Source organism: Kitasatospora sp. NEAU-CNBT7 (genome assembly GCF_057220535.1).
Genome location: NZ_JBXQQB010000046.1, coordinates 19443 through 38147, shown reverse-complemented (window position 1 = coordinate 38147; position 18705 = coordinate 19443). Strand labels below are relative to the sequence as shown.

General features: G+C 73.2%; 17 protein-coding genes. 5 read left to right on the top strand and 12 right to left on the bottom strand.

What is annotated here, in order from left to right; translation table 11 throughout:
- The 8 genes from AC2TEW_RS35040 to AC2TEW_RS35005 form a co-directional block, all read right to left on the bottom strand.
- A partial coding sequence (locus tag AC2TEW_RS35040) for an alkaline phosphatase family protein (RefSeq protein ID WP_484627296.1) occupies positions 1-878 on the bottom strand: 878 nt, incomplete at its 3' end.
- An 11-nt stretch (positions 879-889) separates the two neighbouring features.
- Entirely contained in the window at positions 890-2308 is a 1419-nt protein-coding gene (locus AC2TEW_RS35035) for an endonuclease/exonuclease/phosphatase family protein (protein ID WP_484627295.1), read from the bottom strand.
- A gap of 234 nt (positions 2309-2542) precedes the next feature.
- Positions 2543-2863 (bottom strand): DMT family transporter, encoded by a 321-nt coding sequence (locus AC2TEW_RS35030; RefSeq protein WP_484627294.1) that lies wholly within the window; start codon positions 2861-2863, stop codon positions 2543-2545.
- A complete protein-coding gene (locus AC2TEW_RS35025; RefSeq protein WP_484627293.1) occupies positions 2863-3540 on the bottom strand; it encodes an HAD family hydrolase in 678 nt (225 codons plus the stop codon). Before AC2TEW_RS35025 ends, AC2TEW_RS35030 begins: the two co-directional genes overlap by 1 nt.
- A 26-nt stretch (positions 3541-3566) precedes the next feature.
- On the bottom strand, positions 3567-4652 hold the full coding sequence (locus AC2TEW_RS35020; RefSeq protein WP_484627292.1) for an ABC transporter ATP-binding protein: 1086 nt from the start codon (positions 4650-4652) through the stop codon (positions 3567-3569).
- A 21-nt stretch (positions 4653-4673) separates the two neighbouring features.
- A complete protein-coding gene (locus AC2TEW_RS35015; RefSeq protein ID WP_484627291.1) occupies positions 4674-5513 on the bottom strand; it encodes an ABC transporter permease in 840 nt (279 codons plus the stop codon).
- Positions 5501-6460: an ABC transporter permease gene (locus AC2TEW_RS35010; RefSeq protein WP_484627290.1), complete on the bottom strand. Its 960-nt coding sequence runs from the start codon at positions 6458-6460 to the stop codon at positions 5501-5503. Before AC2TEW_RS35010 ends, AC2TEW_RS35015 begins: the two co-directional genes overlap by 13 nt.
- An 8-nt stretch (positions 6461-6468) precedes the next feature.
- The gene (locus tag AC2TEW_RS35005) at positions 6469-7638 is read right to left on the bottom strand and encodes an ABC transporter substrate-binding protein (RefSeq protein WP_484627289.1); all 1170 of its coding nucleotides are present in this window, start codon (positions 7636-7638) and stop codon (positions 6469-6471) included.
- Positions 7639-7909: 271 nt separating this feature from the next.
- Here AC2TEW_RS35005 and AC2TEW_RS35000 point away from each other — a divergent pair, with 271 nt between their 5' ends.
- Both AC2TEW_RS35000 and AC2TEW_RS34995 read left to right on the top strand, forming a co-directional pair.
- A complete protein-coding gene (locus AC2TEW_RS35000) occupies positions 7910-8677 on the top strand; it encodes a GntR family transcriptional regulator (protein ID WP_033826269.1) in 768 nt (255 codons plus the stop codon).
- A gap of 107 nt (positions 8678-8784) precedes the next feature.
- A complete protein-coding gene (locus AC2TEW_RS34995; protein WP_484627288.1) occupies positions 8785-9627 on the top strand; it encodes an SAM-dependent methyltransferase in 843 nt (280 codons plus the stop codon).
- Positions 9628-9661: 34 nt separating this feature from the next.
- Here AC2TEW_RS34995 and AC2TEW_RS34990 read toward each other — a convergent pair whose 3' ends face one another.
- The 3 genes from AC2TEW_RS34990 to AC2TEW_RS34980 form a co-directional block, all read right to left on the bottom strand.
- Positions 9662-10318, bottom strand: a complete 657-nt coding sequence (locus tag AC2TEW_RS34990; RefSeq protein ID WP_484627287.1) for a hypothetical protein — start codon at positions 10316-10318, stop codon at positions 9662-9664.
- Between the two features lie 152 nt (positions 10319-10470).
- The gene (gene tmpA, locus AC2TEW_RS34985; RefSeq protein ID WP_484627286.1) at positions 10471-12042 is read right to left on the bottom strand and encodes a 2-trimethylaminoethylphosphonate dioxygenase; all 1572 of its coding nucleotides are present in this window, start codon (positions 12040-12042) and stop codon (positions 10471-10473) included.
- 238 nt (positions 12043-12280) lie between these two features.
- A complete protein-coding gene (locus AC2TEW_RS34980; RefSeq protein ID WP_484627297.1) occupies positions 12281-13372 on the bottom strand; it encodes a pyridoxal-phosphate-dependent aminotransferase family protein in 1092 nt (363 codons plus the stop codon).
- A 92-nt stretch (positions 13373-13464) separates the two neighbouring features.
- Here AC2TEW_RS34980 and AC2TEW_RS34975 point away from each other — a divergent pair, with 92 nt between their 5' ends.
- Together AC2TEW_RS34975 and AC2TEW_RS34970 are read left to right on the top strand one after the other, a co-directional pair.
- Positions 13465-14556 carry an amidohydrolase family protein gene (locus tag AC2TEW_RS34975; RefSeq protein WP_484627285.1) on the top strand — a complete coding sequence of 364 codons (1092 nt, stop codon included), beginning with the start codon at positions 13465-13467 and terminating at the stop codon, positions 14554-14556.
- Positions 14557-14580: 24 nt separating this feature from the next.
- Positions 14581-15258 (top strand): uracil-DNA glycosylase, encoded by a 678-nt coding sequence (locus AC2TEW_RS34970; protein ID WP_484627284.1) that lies wholly within the window; start codon positions 14581-14583, stop codon positions 15256-15258.
- A 70-nt stretch (positions 15259-15328) separates the two neighbouring features.
- Here the strand turns inward: AC2TEW_RS34970 and AC2TEW_RS34965 are convergent, their stop codons facing one another.
- Complete coding sequence (locus AC2TEW_RS34965) at positions 15329-17389, bottom strand: transglycosylase domain-containing protein (protein ID WP_484627283.1); 2061 nt, start codon at positions 17387-17389, stop codon at positions 15329-15331.
- A gap of 286 nt (positions 17390-17675) precedes the next feature.
- On the opposite strand from AC2TEW_RS34965, the gene AC2TEW_RS34960 reads away from it, so the two are divergent.
- The gene (locus AC2TEW_RS34960) at positions 17676-18593 is read left to right on the top strand and encodes an SCO1860 family LAETG-anchored protein (protein WP_484627165.1); all 918 of its coding nucleotides are present in this window, start codon (positions 17676-17678) and stop codon (positions 18591-18593) included.
- Positions 18594-18705 lie beyond the last annotated feature (112 nt).

Here is an 18705-nt window from a genome sequence, read left to right as displayed (position 1 = left end):
GCGACGAGCCAGGAGACGGTGGGGAGGGTGCCGTCCTTGCAGTGCTGGTCGAAGGCGGTGGGGTCGAACTTGGTCATGGCGTTGATGTAGCGCGGGTCGGTGGTGGGGTAGTTGTGGAACTGTTTGAAGTAGGAGAGGGCGTTGTCGTCGTAGTCGCCGGTGCGGTCGTCCTTGCTGGGGTTGTGGTAGACGCGCCAGGTGACGCCGGCGTTCTGGAGGCGTTCGGCGTAGGTGGTCCAGTCGGCGACGGGGTTGTCGGTGACGGGGGTGTTGTCGATCCAGGGGCCGGTGGTGCCGTCGCGGCCGGGGCCGCTGGTGCCGGTCCAGAGGTAGAGGCGGTTGGGGTCGGTGGGTCCGGCGAGGGAGCAGAAGTAGGCGTCGCAGAGGGTGAAGGCGTCGGCGAGGGCGTACTGGTAGGGGATGTCTTCGCGGGTGAAGTAGCCCATGGCGCGTTCGCCCTTGGCGGCGATCCATTTGTTCATGGCGCCGTTGTTGATGGCTTGGTGGCCGGTGGCCCAGTCGTGGGCGAGGCCGCCGGCGTTCTGGGCGTTGTACTTGGTGGTGTCCATGCGGTAGGGGAGCATGACGCCGCCGTCGGAGCGGCCTGCGTCGGGTTGGCGGAAGACGTTGCCGCCGTCGGGGAACTGGAGGGCCTGCTTGTCGGCGAAGCCGCGGACGCCGCTCAGGGTGCCGAAGTAGTGGTCGAAGGAGCGGTTCTCCTGCATCAGGATCACCACGTGCTTGACGTCCGCCACGGTGCCGGACGTCGGCTTGGCCTTCGCCTCGGCCTCGGTGGCGCCGGCCAGACCGGTCAGGGTGGCCGCGCCGGCGGCTGCGGTGGCCGACACGAAGGTGCGGCGGCTGAGCTGGGGTGTCATCGGTCGGCCTCTCAGAAGGTGAAGGTGGCGACGGCGGCGGCGGTGTCCGAGGGCCACTCGTTGACGGCGGAGGAGGGCTCGGGCTGCGGCCAGCCGGTGGCCAGCGTGTGCGCCTCGACCAGGACCAGCCGGCCGGCGAAGTGGATCTGGTCGATCCGGTCCTGCGGCTCGGCCTTGGTGCCGCGGGTGCGCCGGGTCACGGACCAGGTGTTGCCCGGCGAGGCGGCCGGGTCGGGGTGCGCCGAGCGGTATGCGTCGGTGAGGCCCGCGTTCTGCAGGGCCACGGTGACCGGCCAGGCCAGTGCGGTGACGCCGCTGTGTGCGGCGGCGGTGGCGGGCGTCCAGTCCAGGTGCGAGGGCGAGGCGAGGTCCGCGGCCAGCACCACGACCTTGCGGGCGGCGAGCTCGGCCTTCAGCAGGGCGGCCAGGGCGGTGGCCTGCTTGCCGCGGGTGGAGGCGTTCTCGCTGGTCACGGTCGCGTCGGCGGTGCGGCCGTCCTGGACGGCGTACGGGCCGTAGTCGGCCTCGTCCAGGTGGGCGGCCCAGAACCGGATGCTGCGGTTGCCCGGCAGGGTCACGGTGGCGCCCGCGGCGGGCAGCTCCGCGGTGGCGGCGGTGATCTCGCTGAGCGGGTAGCGGCTGACGATGCCGACGCTGCCCGCGCTCTGGTACGCGTACCAGCCGAGCGCGGTGGCCAGGGTGGTGGCGGCCGTGCCGGCGGTCTCCTGGAGGGCGACGAGGTCCAGGTTCTGGGCGAGGATCACCCGCAGCTGCTTCTCCAGCGCGTCCTCGAAGCCCGCGCCGGCCTTGCAGAGGTTCCAGCTGGCGGTCTTGAGGATCACCTTCTTGGTGTTGACCGGGACCTGGACGGTGATGGTGTCGGTGTTGCCCGCGGGGTCCTTCACCCCGACGGTCAGCACGGCGGGCTTGACCGGCGCGGTGTTCGGCGAGGTGCCGCTCACCGTGCCGTCGGCGGCCACCGACAGCCAGGAGTCACCGCTGATCTTGCGGAAGACCGGGGTGCCGGACGGGCGCATCCACAGCCCGCCCAGCTTGATGCTGAACGCGGTGGCGGGCGCCACGGCGGTGGCGGTCAGCGCGTCGACGGCAGCGTGCGAGCGGGGCGCGGCGGGCTTGGGCTTGAAGCTGAACGGCGCGCTCCGGGCGAGGATCCCGTACCCGTCCTTGGCCAGCAGGTAGGCGGTGTAGGGGCCGCCGGTGAGGGCGGAGGTGTCGAGCTGGAGGTCACCGGAGGCGTCCGGGGTGTACTTCCACAGCAGCGAGGAGCCGGTGCCGGGCAGCCGGGTGCCGTCGTAGATGCCCACCCAGTTCTTGGCGTCCGGAGCGTCGGTGGTCCAGTGGAAGGTGAGCTTGTCGCCTTCGGTGGGACTGGTGGGTGAGGAGAGGACGAGGGAGGATCCTGTCGCCACGGGGGTCCTGTCCGCCGCGCCGGGCCTGGGCGGCTGAGTTGAGTTGGCTGTACAACTTGGCCAATTCAGTCGGGGTGCGGCGGACGGAGGATGAACGGGATGTGACCGGTCGTCGGGCGGCGCCGGAACTCCTGGCCGGTAACAAAGGGGCAGTTCGGGGGATGCCTGACGCCCCGGCGGTAACCGCCGGGGCGTCAGGGTGCGTCAGGGGGCGCCGGATGTGCGCGGGTGGGCTCAGTGGCCGCCGCGCAGGTTGAGCACGACCACCCCGATGATGATCAGCGCGATGCCCAGCCACTGGGCGCGGCCCAGCGATTCGCCGAACGCGACGACGCCTATCCCGGCCACCGCGGCGGTGCCGGCGCCGGACCAGACCGCGTACGCCACCGAGACCGGGATGTGCTTGAGCGCGCGGCCCAGCAGCAGGAAGGAGAGCGCGTAGCCGATCCCGACCCCGATGCTCGGCCAGAGCCGGGTGAAGCCCTCGGTCAGCTTGAGGCAGCTGGTCGCGCAGACCTCGCTGGCGATGGCCAGGGCGAGCAGCAGGTACGGCATCAGGCGGGCCGGGGCGCGGCGAGCCGCCCGAGCAGCGCGAGGTCCGCCTCGGTCAGGCTCTCCAGCAGGGTGACCCGGTCGGCCGCGGGGATCGGCACGGTGGAGGGCACCGCCAGGACCGCGCAGCCGGCCGCGTACGCGGAGGCCACCCCGGTCGGCGTGTCCTCGACGGCGACGCAGACGGCCGGGTCGAGGCCGAGCCGCTCGGCGGCGGCCAGGTAGGGGGCCGGGTCGGGCTTGGTGCGCTCGGTGTCCTCGGCGGCCAGGGTCACGGTGAACCACTGGCGGCCGAGGCTGTCCAGCACCAGGTCGACCACCCGGCGCGGGGAGGCCGAGACCAGGGCGGTGGGCACCTCGGCGGCGCGCAGCGCGGTCAGCAGGTCGAGTGCGCCGGGCCGGGGCGTGACCTGGGCGGCGACCTTGCCGGTGAAGGACTCGTTCAGCACCTCGACCAGCTCCTGCTCGGCCCGGTCGGTGCCGCTGGCCCGGTGCAGGTGGGCTGCGGTGTGCTCGACGGCGCGGCCGAGCACCTCCGGCAGGTCGCGCTCGGTGAGGGTGAGGCCGAGTTCGGTGGCCAGCTCGGCGGCGCACTGCCACCAGAGGTGTTCGGTGTCGACCAGGGTGCCGTCCATGTCGAACAGGACGGCGGCGGGGCTGGGATGGGAACGGGCAGGCATGGCGGTACCTTCGGTGGAGATCGGGATCAGGAGGCGCGTCGGTCGACCAGCACGGGACGGTCCGGCAGGGCGATGTCGGCGGTGGAGCCTACCGGCAGGCCGGCGGCGAGCTCGGTCGCGAGGTCGGCCTTGACCTCGGTGCCGTCGGCCAGCCGGACGGTGAGCCGGGTGACCGCACCCAGGAAGGACGCGCCGACCACCTGGGCGCGGCCGTGCGGGGCGGGGACCAGGGTGACGTTCTCCGGGCGGACCAGGACGTCCAGCTGCCCGTCGGCGGGCACCGCGCCGTCCACCGGGTGGCGGCGGCCGAGCACCTCGACGCCGTCACCGGCCCGGACGGCCGGGATCCGGCTCATGGTGCCGACGAACTCGGCGACGAAGGCGGTGGCCGGGCGCGCGTACAGCTCGGACGGGGTGGCGCACTGCTCCAGGCGGCCGGCCCGCAGGACGGCGACCCGGTCGGCCATCGACAGCGCCTCCTCCTGGTCGTGGGTCACGAACAGGGTGGTGATGGCGAGTTCCTGCTGGAGGCGGCGGATCTCCTCGCGGAGGTTGAGCCGGACCTTGGCGTCCAGCGCGGACAGCGGCTCGTCGAGCAGCAGCACCCGGGGCTGCAGGGCCAGGGCGCGGGCGAGCGCGATGCGCTGCTGCTGGCCACCGGACATCTGGTGCGGGTAGCGGTCGGCGTGCTGCGGCAGGCCGACCAGCTCCAGCAGCTCCTTGGCGCGCTTGCGGCGCTCGGCCTTGCCGGCGCCGCGCATCCGCAGCCCGAAGGCGACGTTGTCGGCGGCGGTCAGGTGCGGGAAGAGGCTGTAGGACTGGAAGACCATGCCCGCGTCGCGGCGGTGCGCCGGGATCCTGGTGATGTCCTCGCCGTCGACCAGGACCTGGCCGGAGTCGTGCTGCTCGAAGCCGGCCAGGATCCGCAGCGCGGTGGTCTTGCCGCAGCCGGACGGGCCGAGCAGGGCGAGCAGCTCACCGGGGCGGACGGTCAGGTTGAGGCCGTCCAGTGCGGTGGTGGCGCCGAACGAGCGGCGCAGCGAACGGAATTCGACGGTCGCGCTGCCGGGTGCGGGCTGCACGTCGGCAACGGGGGCGGTAACCGTGGTCATGGGGGTTTCTCCGCTGGTGGTTCAGGAGTGGGCGGGCTTGTGGCGGCGCTCGCGGCCGGCGGCGGCCAGCAGGAGCAGCAGGACCCAGGTGATCAGCAGGCTGAGCACCGAGACGGCGACGGACATCTGGCCCTGGCTGTTGCCGACCGCGTAGATCCAGACCGGGAAGGGCTGGTAGCCGAGGATGGAGGCGGAGGTGAACTCGCCGAGCACCAGGGCGAGGGTCAGGAAGCCGGCGTTCAGCAGGGCGCCGCGCAGGTTCGGCAGGATCACCGTGAAGACCGAGCGGGGCCAGCTGGCGCCGCAGTTGCGGGCCGCCTCGACCAGGGTGCGGACGTCCACCGAGCGCAGTCCGGCGTCGAGCGCGCGGTAGGCGAGCGGCAGGGCCATGAGCACGTACGCGAGGACCAGGACGATCGGGAACTCGGGCTGCTGGATGAACACGAAGGTCTGGAAGAACGGCGTGTCCATCAGGTAGTCCGGGCCCCAGCGCAGCACGCCGATCATGCCGGCGGTGAGCGCCACCGGGGGCACCACCAGCGGCAGGGTGCAGAGGATCTCCAGGGCGGTGCGCAGCCGGGCCGAGCCGAGCCGGGCGGCGATCATCGCGGGCACCAGCAGCAGCAGGAGCACCAGCACGGTGGCCAGCGCCAGCTTCAGGGTCAGCCAGAGGCTGTCGGTGAAGCCCTCGGCGCCGAGCAGGCCGGTGTAGGCCTGGAAGCCGATGCCGTTGTTGTCGCTGATGGAGAACCAGATCGAGGCGCCCATCGGGACCAGGAAGTACAGCGCGGCCACCAGCAGCACGAGTGCGCGGCCGGGCTGGAACCGGGCCAGCGGGGAGCGGGAGGTCAGCTGAGCCATCGTGCGCTCCGACGCTGGAGGGGAAGGTAGATCGCCATCACCAGGACGGCGACGATGATCATGTCGAGGCTGAGGGCGAGCGCGAGGTTGCCCTGCCCGACCAGGACGTTGCCGGACAGCGCGTCCGCGATCTGGCGGCTGATCAGCGGCACGGTGGCGCCGACCATCGCGGCGGCGGTCGCGTAGGCCGCGAACGCGCTGCCGAACAGCAGCACGAAGCCGCCGAGCAGCGAGGGCAGCAGGATCGGCAGTGCGACGTGCCGCCAGTACTGCAGGGAGGTGGCCCGGTTGTTCTGGGCCGCCTCGCGCCACTGGACCCGCAGGCCGTCCAGGGCCGGGGTGATGGTGAGCACCATCAGCGGGATCAGGAAGTACAGGTAGGCGACGGTCAGGCCGGTGAAGCTGTACAGCGTCCAGCCGTGGTCGGTGAGGTGGAACAGCTTGGTGAGCTCGCCGGCGTTGCCGAGGGTCGCCACGAAGGCGAACGCGAGCGGGAGGCCGCCGAAGTTGGCGAGCACGCCGGAGGCGGTCAGGACCGCCTCGCGGAGCATCCGGAACCGGCTGGTCACCACGGCCTGCGCGATCGGCAGCCCGACCAGGGTGCCGATCAGCGCGGTGATCGCGGACAGCTTGACGCTGCTGACCAGGGCGGTCCAGTAGGCGCCGGAGACCGAGTCGGACAGGTTGGCGGTGGTGAAGGTGCCGGCGCCGGTCTCCGCGTCGTTGGAGACGGTGAAGGCGCCGATCGCGATGGCGACGGCGGGCAGGCCGAAGGCGATCGCGAAGAACACGAACAGGGGCAGGGTGGCCAGCCACGAGCCGCCGCGCGGGGCGCGGCGCTTGGCGTGGGAGCCGGGGGCGGGGGTAGCGGTGCCGGACGCCCCGGGGCCGCCACTGAGCTTCTCAGTGGCGGCCGGGGTCGGCACCGGGGTGGGAGCCGTGGTCATGTCTGTGATCAGCCCGCGATCGCCTTGGTCCAGTTCTCGGTCACGACCTTCTTCGCGGCCGTGATCTGGTCCTGGGTCGGGAAGGTGGTGAAGGGCTTCTCGACGGTCGGCAGCTTGGCGGCGGCGGTGGCGTCGAGGGTGCCGTCCTTCTTCAGGGTGTCGAAGAGGGCCGGGGTGGCGTAGCCGCCGAGGAAGAGGTTCTGGCCCTCGGCGCTGAACAGGTACTCCTGCCACAGGCGCGCGGCGGCCGGGTGCGGGGCGGTCTTGTTGATCGCCTGGTTGTAGTACTGGGCGTAGGAGCCGTCGGACGGGACGGCGACCTGCCAGTCGATGCCCTTGCCCTTGAACTCGTCGGTGTAGCCGGCGTTCAGGTAGGACCAGTCGATCGAGATCGGGGTCTCGCCCTTCTCGACGGTGGCCGGGGTCGACTCGACCGGCACGAAGTTGCCGCTCTGCTTCAGCTTGGCGAAGAAGTCGATGCCGGGCTGGATGTTGTCCAGCGAGCCGCCGTTGGCGAGCGCCGCCGCGTAGACGCCGCCGAAGGCCGAGCCCGACTTGGTCGGGTTGCCGTTCAGCGCGACCTTGCCCTTGTACTCGGGCTTCAGCAGGTCCGCGAAGGTCTTCGGGCAGACCGGGATGGCCTTGGCGTCGCAGCCGATCGAGATGTAGCCGCCGTAGTCGTTGACGGTGAGGCCGGTGGCCTCCTTCATGGTGTCCGGCACCTTGTCGAAGTTGGCCACCTTGTAGGGGGCGAGCAGGCCGTCCTTGGCGGCCGAGACCGCGAAGGCGCTGCCCAGGTCGACGACGTCGGGGGCGCGGTCCTGGCCCTTGCGGGAGGTGATCGCGTTGATCTCGTCCTGGCTGGAGCCGTCCGGGTTCTCGTCCTCGATCTCGATGCCGTACTTGGCCTTGAACGAGTCCATGATCTTGCCGTAGTTCGCCCAGTCCTTGGGCAGCGTGATGACGTGCAGCTTGCCCTCCTTCTTGGCGGCGGCGACCAGGGCGTCCATGCCGCCGAAGTCGGCGGCCGACGTGGCGTCCTTGGCCTCCTTCTTCGCACCGGCGGCCGTGTCACCGGACTTGGCGGACGTCCCCGCCGAGCCACAGGCGGAGAGGGAGAGTGCGGCGGCGGTCAGTACGGCCGCGAGGGCGGCGGCACGAGGGCGGTGCACGGTCACTGGTGGTTCTCCTGAATGAGGTGTACAGGCGGGGAGTTTCGAATCAGGGGGTCAGCTGACGCTGGGCCAAGTTGGCTGGCCAACTTGTGCTGACGGGGGTAAGTACGCCCGAGCCCGGTGACGGGAAGGTGAACGGATGGCCCAGAACAGGGGGCGGCTGCCGGAACGGTCGAATCCCGTCCGTCCACGGAGATCCGCAGCGGCTACAGTCGGTGGCGTCCCGCGCGACACCAATGCCCGGGCCAGCGCCCGAGGAGGGACCTTGACCGACATGGCACTCGACCAGGACCGCGCCGCCGGCTCGCTCTACCGCAAGGTGGCCGCCGACCTGCGGGAAGCGATCACCTCCGGCAGCTTCGGGGAGGCCGGCCGGCTCCCGGCCGAGGGCGCGCTGGCCGAGCAGTACGGGGTCTCCCGCGGCACCGTCCGCCAGGCGCTGGCGATGCTGCGGGCCGACGGCCTGGTCACGTCGCGTCGCGGTACCCGCCGGGTGGTGCTCGGCACCGCCCGGGTGCAGAGCTTCTCGGAGCTGCTCAGCTTCACCCACTGGGCCCGCTCGATGGGGGAGGAGCCCGGCGGCCGGCTGGAGTCGCTGATCCGCCGGCCCGCGGACGCCGCCGAGCGCGAGCACCTGCGGCTGGAGCCGGGCACCGAGGTGTACGTGACCCTGCGGCTGCGCACGCTGTCCGGCATCCCGGTGATGGTCGAGCGCACCGTGTACCCGCCCCGGGTCGGCGAGGTGGTGGCCGAGCTGCCCGCCGACGTGGTCTCGCACACCGAGCCGCTGCGCGAGCACGGCATCCTGTTCACCGACGCCGACCACACCATCGACGTGGTCGCGGCCAACGCCGACGACGCCCGGCTGCTCGGCTGCCGCCGCGGCAGCCCGCTGCTGCGCGAGAAGCGGCGCACCACCGACCCCACCGGCACCCCCGTGGAGTGGTCCCAGGACCGCTACCTGCCGGGCACGGTGGCCTTCAGCATCCACAACTCGCTGGCCTCCTCCGCGCTCTCGCGGCACGCCCGGGAGAGCGACTGACGGGGCGTGCGGCGCGCGGGGCGTTCGGTCGGACACCCCGGATTTCCGAAGGGTTACCGCTAGGCTGCTGCGGCCAGTGTGATGATCTGCCTTGAGGGGATGCGACGATGACGTCCAGTCAGGAACACGCCGACGGCGGGCGCGACCAGGGCGAGTGGGAGCGCCTCGGCGTCGACACCACCGCACCGCACTCCGCCCGGGTCTACGACTACTGGCTGGGCGGCAAGACCAACTTCGCCCCCGACCGGGCCATGGGCCAGGCGTTCGAGCAGGCCATCCCCAGCATCCGGGAGATGGCCAAGGAGAACCGCGCCTTCCAGGGCCGCGCCGTCCGCTACCTGGCCCGGGAGCTCGGCCTGACCCAGTTCCTCGACCTGGGCACCGGCATCCCCACCTCCCCCAACACCCACGACATCGCCGAGGCCGTCAGCCCCGGCACCCGGGTGGTGTACGTCGACAACGACCCGATCGTGCTGGCCCACGCCCGCGCGCTGATGTCCTCGGCGCCCGGCAGCCGCACCACCTACATCCACGCCGACCTGCGCAAGCCCGCCGAACTGCTGGCCGACCCCGAGCTGACCGGCACCCTCGACCTCGACCGGCCGGTCGGCCTGCTGCTGATCGCCGTCCTGATGCTGGTCGCCGACCAGGACGACCCGTGGGGCAAGGTCGCCGAACTGCGCGACGCGCTCCCGTCCGGCAGCTGCATCGCGCTCACCCACCCGACCCAGGACTTCGACCCGGAGACGGTGGCCACCGTGGCCGCCGCGGCCCAGCAGGGCGGCATGACCCTGGTGCCGCGCACCCGCGAGGAGGTCACCCGGTTCTTCGACGGCTGGGAACTGCTGGAGCCGGGCGTCTCCCCGGTGATGGCCTGGCGCCCCGACGGCGAGCCCCCGGCCGACCCGACCGCCGCCTACTACTGGGGCGCGGTCGCCCGCAAGAAGTGACCCCACCGGGGGCGGGCCGCCCGGCCCGCCCCCGCTAGCCGGACCCCACGATCGCGTCGTGCACCGCGCAGCTCGGGCGCCGGCCGGGCGCCGGGGCCCGGTACAGGACGCGGTCGCGCAGCCGCCCGGTCCACGGCTCGGCCGCCGACGCCCGCCTGACCAGCGCGTGCCGGCTGCGGCCCGCCCGCAGGTGCCCGCGGTACTCGGTGACGAGCACGCTCCCGTCGCCGAGGAACAGCCGGACCTTCTCCTCCACCCGGCAGAAGTGGCAGTCCGCGCCCGGCGGCAGTACGAACCTGCGGCCCTCCGGATGCTGGTCGTCGGCCATCGCGATGACCATCAGCGCGCCGGTCGGCACCACGCACAGCCCGAGCACCTGCGGGCCCTCGGCCGCCGCGACCACCGTGATCAGCCGGTCGAACTCCGGAGCGTCGATCACGGCGATCCGGGACGTCATCTCCCGTACCGAAGAGCGCAGGGCGAGCACCGCCGCCACCAGTGACACCGCCGCCGTGACCGGCAGGCCCCAGCCCGAGCCGACGTCGTGCACCAGCCAGAGCACCGCGACGTTCAGCAGCAGCAGGTAGGCCGTGGTGGCCCGCAGTCCGGACGGCCACATCCGGACCGCCACGTAGTTGGCGAGCAGAAAGGCGTTCATCGCCACCAGGAAGCCCGCGTCGAAGGCGGTCACACCGGCCTCCCGGGCCCGCTCGGCCGTCCGGTTCCCGCCATTCGCACTCCCCCGTCAGCTGTGGTGGATGTCCGCGTGTCCAGGATGACACGCGGGCCGCCGCCGGGGGACCGTTCCGGCGGACCGGCCGCGCGGCCGGTCCGCCGGCCGGGTCAGCGCATCAACTCGGCCAGCAGCGGCCGGAAGTAGGAGAACGGCGGGGTCGGCGCGTCGGCCTCCTTCGCCTGCTCGTCCCAGCGGCGGACGGCCACCGCGTCCTCGGCGCCGGGCAGCGCCGCGAACCGGGCCGCCTGCGCCTCGTCCATCGGGCCGCCCTGCACCTGAAGGGTGTACTCGGAGGCCTCCGACAGCCGCTCCCGGTAGCCAGGCTCGACCGCGCACAGGTAGCGCTTGGCCGCCACGTGCAGCCGCACCGGCTCGGTCACCTCGGGGCCGAACCAGCGGCCCAGCCACTCGGCGCCGGTGTGGCTGTGTCGGTTGTCCCGGCCCTGCATCAACTCCAGGCCGGTGCCGTCGAAGTGGCCGACGTCGTGCAGCAGCGCGGCCGCGACCAGGTGCGCGGGCGCCCCGGCGGCCTCGGCCAGCGCGCCGGCCTGCAGCATGTGCTGCGCCATGGTGACCTCCTCGCCGAGGTACTCGGCCGCACCCTCACCCTCGAACAGCTGCTCGAGGGTGTCCAGTGCGGCGGTCTGCCGGTGCAGCACGGCGAGCGTGCTGGCGAGCGAGTCCAGGTCGGCGTAGCAGCCCTGGAGGTGACGGTGGCCGTCCTGCTCGAAGGCGGTCCGGGCGTGCAGCAGCCGGGTGTTGTCGAAGACCAGGCAGTCGCCGGGGCCGAGCCGGAAGGTCAGCTGGAGCTCGGGCCGCAGCGTGATCGCGGCGAACCGGCGGTAGGCGGCGTAGAAGGCGTCCAGCTCGGCGGGCGGCAGCCGCAGCGTGCCGATCGACCGGTTGTTGAAGCGCACCTCGCGGATCCGCCCGAGCGGGTCGGTCTCGATCAGCGGCCGCTCGGCGAGCAGTTCGGTGCGCCGGTCGCGGAAGACGAACGGGACCGGCGTGCGGGTGAGCGTCGCGAAGTCCTCCGGGTGCTCGGTGCGCAGCAGGTCGGCCGCGCGGAAGCCGTCCACCAGCCCGGAGTCGCCGCCGGTGGCGTCGTTGCGCAGGCAGTGCAGCAACTGGAGGGTGGGTACCGGGTCGCGGTAAGGGTTGTCGGTGTGCGGTGCGATGGCGGCGCTGGTGAAGGCCAGGTTGTTGGGGTCGGGCTCGATCCGGACGTCGAACAGCTCGCCGTAGTTGGTCTCCCGGACGTAGCCGAAGCTGCGGGCCACCGCCAGCACCTGGCGCTCCTCGCCCGGCACCCCGCGCAGCACCGCGAAGCCGAGGTGCCGGACCGCGCCGAGCACGGCGGCCCGCTCGGCCGGATCCGCCAGGTAGGCGGCCCAGTCCGCCTCCGGGATGCCGCCCCCGAACTCCGCCGCCTCCCACAGCCGCTTGCCCTGCTCGGTCCGCCCGTCGCCCTCGCCCTGCTCGGCCAGCCAGCCGAGCGGGTACGAGGAGCGGTGGCCGTCCGACCAGACCACGTGCAGCAGCCCGTCCTGCTCCACCTGCTCGGTGCAGCTCAGGTGGTCGGGCAACTCGCTGATCTGGAACAGCTTCTGCCCGTTGCGCGGGTCGCGGCACCTGGTGCACGGGCAGTTGTCGCGCAGCCAGTACGGGGACAGGGTCATCGTCTCTCGACTCCTCACGGTGGGTCAGTTGTACATACAACTTTCCTGCACCTCGACCCTGCCGAAGCACGGTGATGCCGACGGGTCCGGCAGATGTCCGGCAGGCGAACAGCGGCCACTGGGAGCGGTAACGATCCGGCCGCGCCATTGCGGACGCGGGCGGCCATGCCGGACAACGGCACCGGGGTGTCGACCGCGACCACACCCTTGCGCTCCACGAGCGTGCGGATCGTCCGGGTCATTCCCCCGAGGCCTCCCAGGCCGCCCCGGCGGCGGCCAGGGCCGCGGCGGGGTCCGTGCCGAGGGCCGTGGCCAGGGCGGAGAGGGTGGCCAGGACGGTGTCCGGCGCGGCGGCCGGGCCGTAGTGGTTGACCCGGAGCGCGGTGGCGGCGAGCGGGCCGCCGGCGGGCTGGAGCGGGACGGTGGGATCGGCGCGCAGGGCGGCGGCGGTCAGCTCGGCGGCGTTCACGGCCGACGGGGTGCGCAGGGTGGTGGCCACCGGCGCGGCGTCCCCCTCGCGCCGCACGTACGGGCTCAGCGGGGCCAGCGCCAGCGCCCCGGCCCGGGTGGCGGCGGCCGCGGCGCGGTGCCGGGCGAGGGTGGCGGGCAGGCCCTCGACGTCGATCCGGTCCAGGCAGGCCTCGAGCGCGAGCATCTCCAACTGGGCGGGGGCGTGCGGCAGGGCGGTGCGGCCGGCGTCCGTCCAGCGCTCCTTCCAGTCCAGCAGCGAGAGGTACGAGCGGCGCGGCGCGGCCGGGTTGGCGGTGATCCGCTGCCAGGCGCGCGGGCCGACCGCGACCGCCGAGACGCCGGCCGGACCGCCCATCGCCTTCTGCCCACCGATCACGCACAGGTCGACGCCCCACTCGTCGGTGAGCACCGGCTCGGCCGCCACCGAGGCGACCGCGTCCAGCATCAGCAGGGCGCCGTGCGCACGGACCACGGCGGCGATCTCCGCCACCGGGTTGGTGTTGCCGGTCGCGGCCTCGGCGTGCACCAGGGAGACGAAGTCGATCTGCGGGTGGTCCCGCAGCGCCTCGGCGACCTGCCCGGCCTGGACCGCGGTGTCGTACGGGACGGCCAGGTCGACCACCTCGGCGCCGCAGTCGCGCAGCCAGCCGCCGAAGGTCTGCCCGTACGGGCCGGTGACGATGTTCAGCGCGGTGGAGCCGGGGTGGGCGGCGCCGCGGATCGCGGCCTCCAGCGGCAGCAGGGCCTCGCCCTGGGTGATGATCACGTCCGCGGAGGTCTGCAGCAGCGCGGCCACCCGGTCCTCGATCGCGGCGAACCGTGCTGCGCTCAGTGGCGGGAGATCCAGGAACGGGCTCATGGCGACGGCCTTTCGGGTACGGACGGACACCGGGCCAGTCTGCCGCACGGCGCCCTGCCGCCGGGCCGAACGGTCTCGGTAGAGTGCGGCGCATGAGCGACGGTGCGGTGCTGCACATCAGGGGCCGGGTGCTGGTCGGGCCCGAGGAGGTCCGGGACGAGCTGTGGGTGGTCGACGGCCGGGTGACCTTCGACCGGCCGGTGTCGGCGGCGGACGTCCGGACGGTCACCGGCTGGGTGCTGCCGGGCCTGGTGGACGCGCACTGCCACGTCGGCCTGGACGCGCACGGCGCGGTGGACGCGGCGACCAGCGAGAAGCAGGCGCTGACCGACCGGGACGCCGGCACCCTGCTGATCCGGGACGCCGGTTCGGCCGCCGACACCCGGTGGATCGACGACCGCGAGGACCTGCCCAGGATCATCCGGGCCGGCCGGCACATCGCCCGCACCCGCCGCTACATCCGCAACTACGCGCACGAGATCGAGCCGGGCGACCTCGCCGCGTACGTCCGGGCGGAGGCCCGGCGCGGCGACGGCTGGGTGAAGCTGGTCGGCGACTGGATCGACCGGGACCGCGGCGACCTCGCGGCGTGCTGGCCGGGCGACGCGCTGAAGGAGGCGATCGCCGCCGCGCACGAGGAGGGGGCCCGGGTCACCGCGCACTGCTTCGCCGCCGAGTCGCTGCCGGACCTGCTGGCCGCCGGGATCGACTGCATCGAGCACGCCACCGGGCTGACCGAGGAGTTGATCCCGCAGTTCGCCGAGCGGCAGGTGGCGATCGTGCCGACGCTGGTCAACATCGCCACCTTCCCGGGCCTCGCGGCGGGCGGCGAGGGCAAGTTCCCGGCCTGGTCGGCGCACATGCGGCGGCTGCACGAGCGCCGCTACCGGACGGTCGGCGCGGCCCGGGACGCGGGCATCCCGATCTTCGTCGGTACGGACGCCGGCGGCTCGCTCGCGCACGGTCTGGTCGCCGAGGAGACCGCCGAGCTGGTCAAGGCCGGCCTGTCGGCCACGGAGGCACTGGCGGCGGCCAGTTGGGGTGCCCGGGAGTGGCTGGGCCGGGACGGCCTGACCGAGGGCGCCCCGGCCGACCTGGTGGTCTACGACCAGGACCCGCGGGCGGACATCCGGGTGCTGGCCGATCCCCGGCTGGTGGTGCTCCGCGGGCGGATCGTGCGCTGACGTTGGGCCGATAGGGTGGCGGGCATGGCACCGCGTCCCCTCCACGAGATCGTCGAACCCGGCTGGGCCAAGGCCCTGGAGCCCGTCTCCGGGCGGGTGGCCGCCATGGGCGACTTCCTGCGCGCCGAACTGGCCGCCCGCCGGACCTACCTGCCCGCCGGGCCGAACGTGCTGCGCGCCTTCCAGCAGCCGTTCGACCGGGTCCGGGTGCTGATCGTCGGTCAGGACCCTTACCCGACCCCGGGGCACGCGGTGGGGCTGAGCTTCTCGGTGGCGCCCGAGGTGCGGCCGATCCCGGGCAGCCTGGTCAACATCTTCCAGGAGTACGGGCGCGACCTGGGCTTCCCGCCGCCGTCCAACGGCGATCTGACGCCGTGGACCGAGCAGGGCGTGCTGCTGCTCAACCGGGCGCTGACCACCGCGCCCGGCAAGCCGGCCGCGCACCGGGGCAAGGGCTGGGAGGAGGTCACCGAGCAGGCGATCCGGGCGCTGGTGGCGCGCGGCGGCCCGCTGGTGGCGATCCTCTGGGGCCGCGATGCCCGCAACCTGCGGCCGCTGCTCGGGCAGGTGCCGGCGGTGGAGTCGGCGCACCCGAGCCCGATGTCCGCCGACCGCGGCTTCTTCGGCTCCCGGCCGTTCAGCCGGGCCAACGACCTGCTGGTCCGGCAGGGCGCCCAGCCGGTGGACTGGCGCCTGCCGTAGGCCGGTCCCGCCCGGGTGCCGCCTCCGGCGGGACCGGCCGTGGGGCCGTCCGGCCGGAGGCGGCCCCGCGCTACGGGAGCGGGACCTGGGTGAGCGGCTTGGCGGGCGTCCCCTTCAGGGCGCCCTCCACCGCGTCGCGCCAGATCGGGCCCGCCACGGTGCCGCCGGAGGCGGAGCCGACGTTCTTCCCGCCGATCCGGCGGTTGTTCAGCGAGGCGGGCCGGTCGGTGTCGGCGACGACGGTGGCCGCGGCCAGCTCGGCGGTGTAGCCGACGAACCAGACCTGCTTGGAGCCGTTGGTGGTCCCGGTCTTGCCGGCGCTGTCGCGGTCGTCGAGGCCGGCCGCGGTGCCGGTGCCGTCCTGGACGACACCCCGCAGCAGGGTGGTGAGGGTGTCCGCGGTGGTGGCCGACATCGCCTCCGAGCAGTTGGCCTTCGGCACGGCCAGCGCCGTGCCGTCCGCCGTGGTCACCGAGTCGATCGCGACCGGCCGGCAGTAGGTGCCGTGGGCGGCGAAGGCGGCGTAGGCGGCGGCCATGTCCAGCGGGCTGAGGCTGTTGCTGCCGAGTGCCATGGACGGCACGGCGTCCAGCTTCTGGCCGCCGGCCTGCTGGGAGATGCCCAGCCGGTTGGCCGTCTGCACCACGGTGCACAGGCCGATCTCGCCCTCCAGGGCGGCGAAGTAGGTGTTCACCGACTTGGCCATCGCCGGTCCCATGGTGAACGGCCCGACCTGGTCGCTCTCGTCGTTGTGCACCTCGCCGCTCTGCGGGTAGCGCCCGCCCTCGCAGTTCTTCATGGCGGGCCACGGCATGCTCGCCGGGGCGGGGTACGACTGCGCGGGGGTGCGGCCGCTCTCCAGCGCGGCGGCGGCCACGATCGGCTTGAAGGTCGAGCCGGTGGGGAAGCCGAGCCCGCCGCCCATCGGCTTGCCGACGTTCAGGTTGATCTGGGTCTGGTCGGTGCCCAGCCCGTACGGGCGGCTCTGGCCCATCGCCAGGATCCGGCCGGTGCCGGGCTGCACCACGGTCATCGCCGCGGCGGCCTGGTCGGAGGGGTAGGCGTGGGCGGTGACGGAGGCCTGGACCGCCTGCTGCGCCTTGGGGTCGAGGGTGGTGTGGATCTGCAGGCCGCCGCGGGCCCACCGGGCCTGGCGTTCGGCGGCGGTGGCGCCGAACGCCGGGTCGGTGGTGAGCAGCTTGTGGACGTAGTCGCAGAAGAAGCCCTCGCCCTGGGCGGCCGTGATGCAGCCCTGCCGGGGCCGGCTGACGGCGAGGGTGACCGGCTCGGCGATGGCGGCGTCGGCCTGGGCGCGGGTGATGCTGCCGTACTCGGCCATCTTGTCGAGCACCGTGTCGCGGCGGGCCTTGGCCGCCTTGGGGTTGACCACCGGGTCGTAGCCGGTGGGGGACTGCACCAGGCCGGCCAGCAGGGCGGCCTGGGCGAGGGTGAGGTCACTGGCGTGGACGCTGAAGTAGCGCTCGGAGGCCGCCTCGATGCCGTACGCCTGCTCGCCGAAGAAGGTGATGTTCAGGTAGTCGGTGAGGATCTCGTCCTTGCTGAGGGTCTCCTCCAGCTTGATCGCGTACTTCATCTCCTTGACCTTGCGGCCGAGGGTCTGCGCCTGGGCGGCCTGGACGGCCTGCGGGTCGTCGCCGGCCTGGTCGACGAAGACGTTCTTGACGTACTGCTGGGTCAGGGTGGAGGCGCCCTGGGAGATCTCGCCGCTGGCGGCGTTGCGGTTGATCGCCCGCAGCACGCCCTTCAGGTCGACCGCGCCGTGCTGGTAGAAGCGGTTGTCCTCGATGTCCACCAGCGCTGCCTTGAGCAGGGGGGAGATCCGCTCGCTCGGCACCACCGTGCGGTCCCGCTGGTAGACCGTCGCGATCACCTGGCCGCTCGCGTCGTAGACGGTGGACGCCTGGGAGAGCGGGGGCGTGGTGAAGTCGTCCGGCAGGTCGTCGAAGTCGGAGACGGCCTCCTTCGCGGCCAGTCCGACGCTGCCGACGGCGGGCAGCGCCAGGCCGGCGAGCAGGACGCCCGCGACGGTGCTGACGGCGACCAGCCGGGCGGCCAGCGAGGCGGCGTAGGCGGTGCGGCGTATCGAGGAGCGGGATCGTGGCGAGGGCATGGATCCGAGCGTAGACAGAGGAGATGAGACAACGGGCCGGTCGGGGCCGGTGGTTCGTCACAGGACCGCCACAGAATGGGGAGCCGCCCGTTCCGGAAGCTCTTGACGGGCAGTCTCACTCGAATGAGTGAAATGACGTTCTGTGTTACTCATGTGACTGATCGTTCGATGAGACTGGCGGCAGTCGAGAGCACAAGCCCCTCCCCCCTGGCCGCTGCGGTGTCAGCCCCCACGGGGTGAGCCAGGAGCGCGCTCTGCCACATCCGCCACCCGTGGGGGTACCGCCATGTCCTCAGTCCTGCGCACGGCCGCCGCGGCCGGCCTCGCCGCGTCCGCCCTGGCCCTCGCCCTGCCGCTGCCGACGGCGTCCGCGGCGCCGGGCCCCGGCAGCCCCGGCCGCGCCACCGCCGTGACCGCCGAACTCGCCCTGGACGTCCGCCTGCTCGACCAGGTCGACGTACCGGTCGACGTCTCGCTGAACCGGGTGCAGAGCCCCGCCCAGCAGGACGGCTCGGTGCTCACCGCCAAGGTCGACGGCGTCGACCGGGGCCGCCCGGTCACCCTGCTCAAGGCGGACCTCGGCAAGTCCGTCACCAGCGCGGACGAGCACGGCGCGGCCGCCTCCGTCCGGCTGGTCGACGCCGACCTGCACGCCCCCGGCCTGCCCGGCACCGCGCTGATCGGCCTGGAGGCGCTCAGCGCGGAGGTGACCTGTCCGGTCGACGGCCCGCCCGCCGCCAAGGTGGTCGCCCCGGCCAAGGTCACGGTGCTCGGCAAGTCGGTCACGGCGGGCCTGAACGGGCCGAGCCACGTCGAGGTGCCGGGCGTCGGGGTGGTCGACATCCAGTTCTCCCGGAAGACCACCACCTCCTCCACCGCCGCGGCCTCGGCGCTGGAGGCCACCGTCGACGTCAACCCGCTGAACCTGAACGTCGCCCGGGTGAGCGGCCGGATCACCATCGCCTCGGTCAGCTGCGAGAAGCCGGTCCCGGCGCCCGCCTCGTCCGCCGCACCCGTCCCGTCCGCCTCACCCGCCACCACCGCGGCCCGGCCGGTACCGGCCCAGGACCGCTCCGAGTCGCTCGCCTCCACCGGCAGCAGCGGCACCCTCCCGGTGCTCGCGGGCGGCGCAACCCTGCTGGTCACGGGGGCGGCCGCACTCTGGATGACCCGCCGCCGCCGGGCCCACGCCCGCCGCCACTGAGCCCCGCCGTCCACGGACGCGTCCGCATCGCGGGACTGGCACTCTCCTACCGTGAGCGTGCCGCTGCGGACCGTTGGTTCACATGGGCGTTACATAGGAGGAACAACCGGGA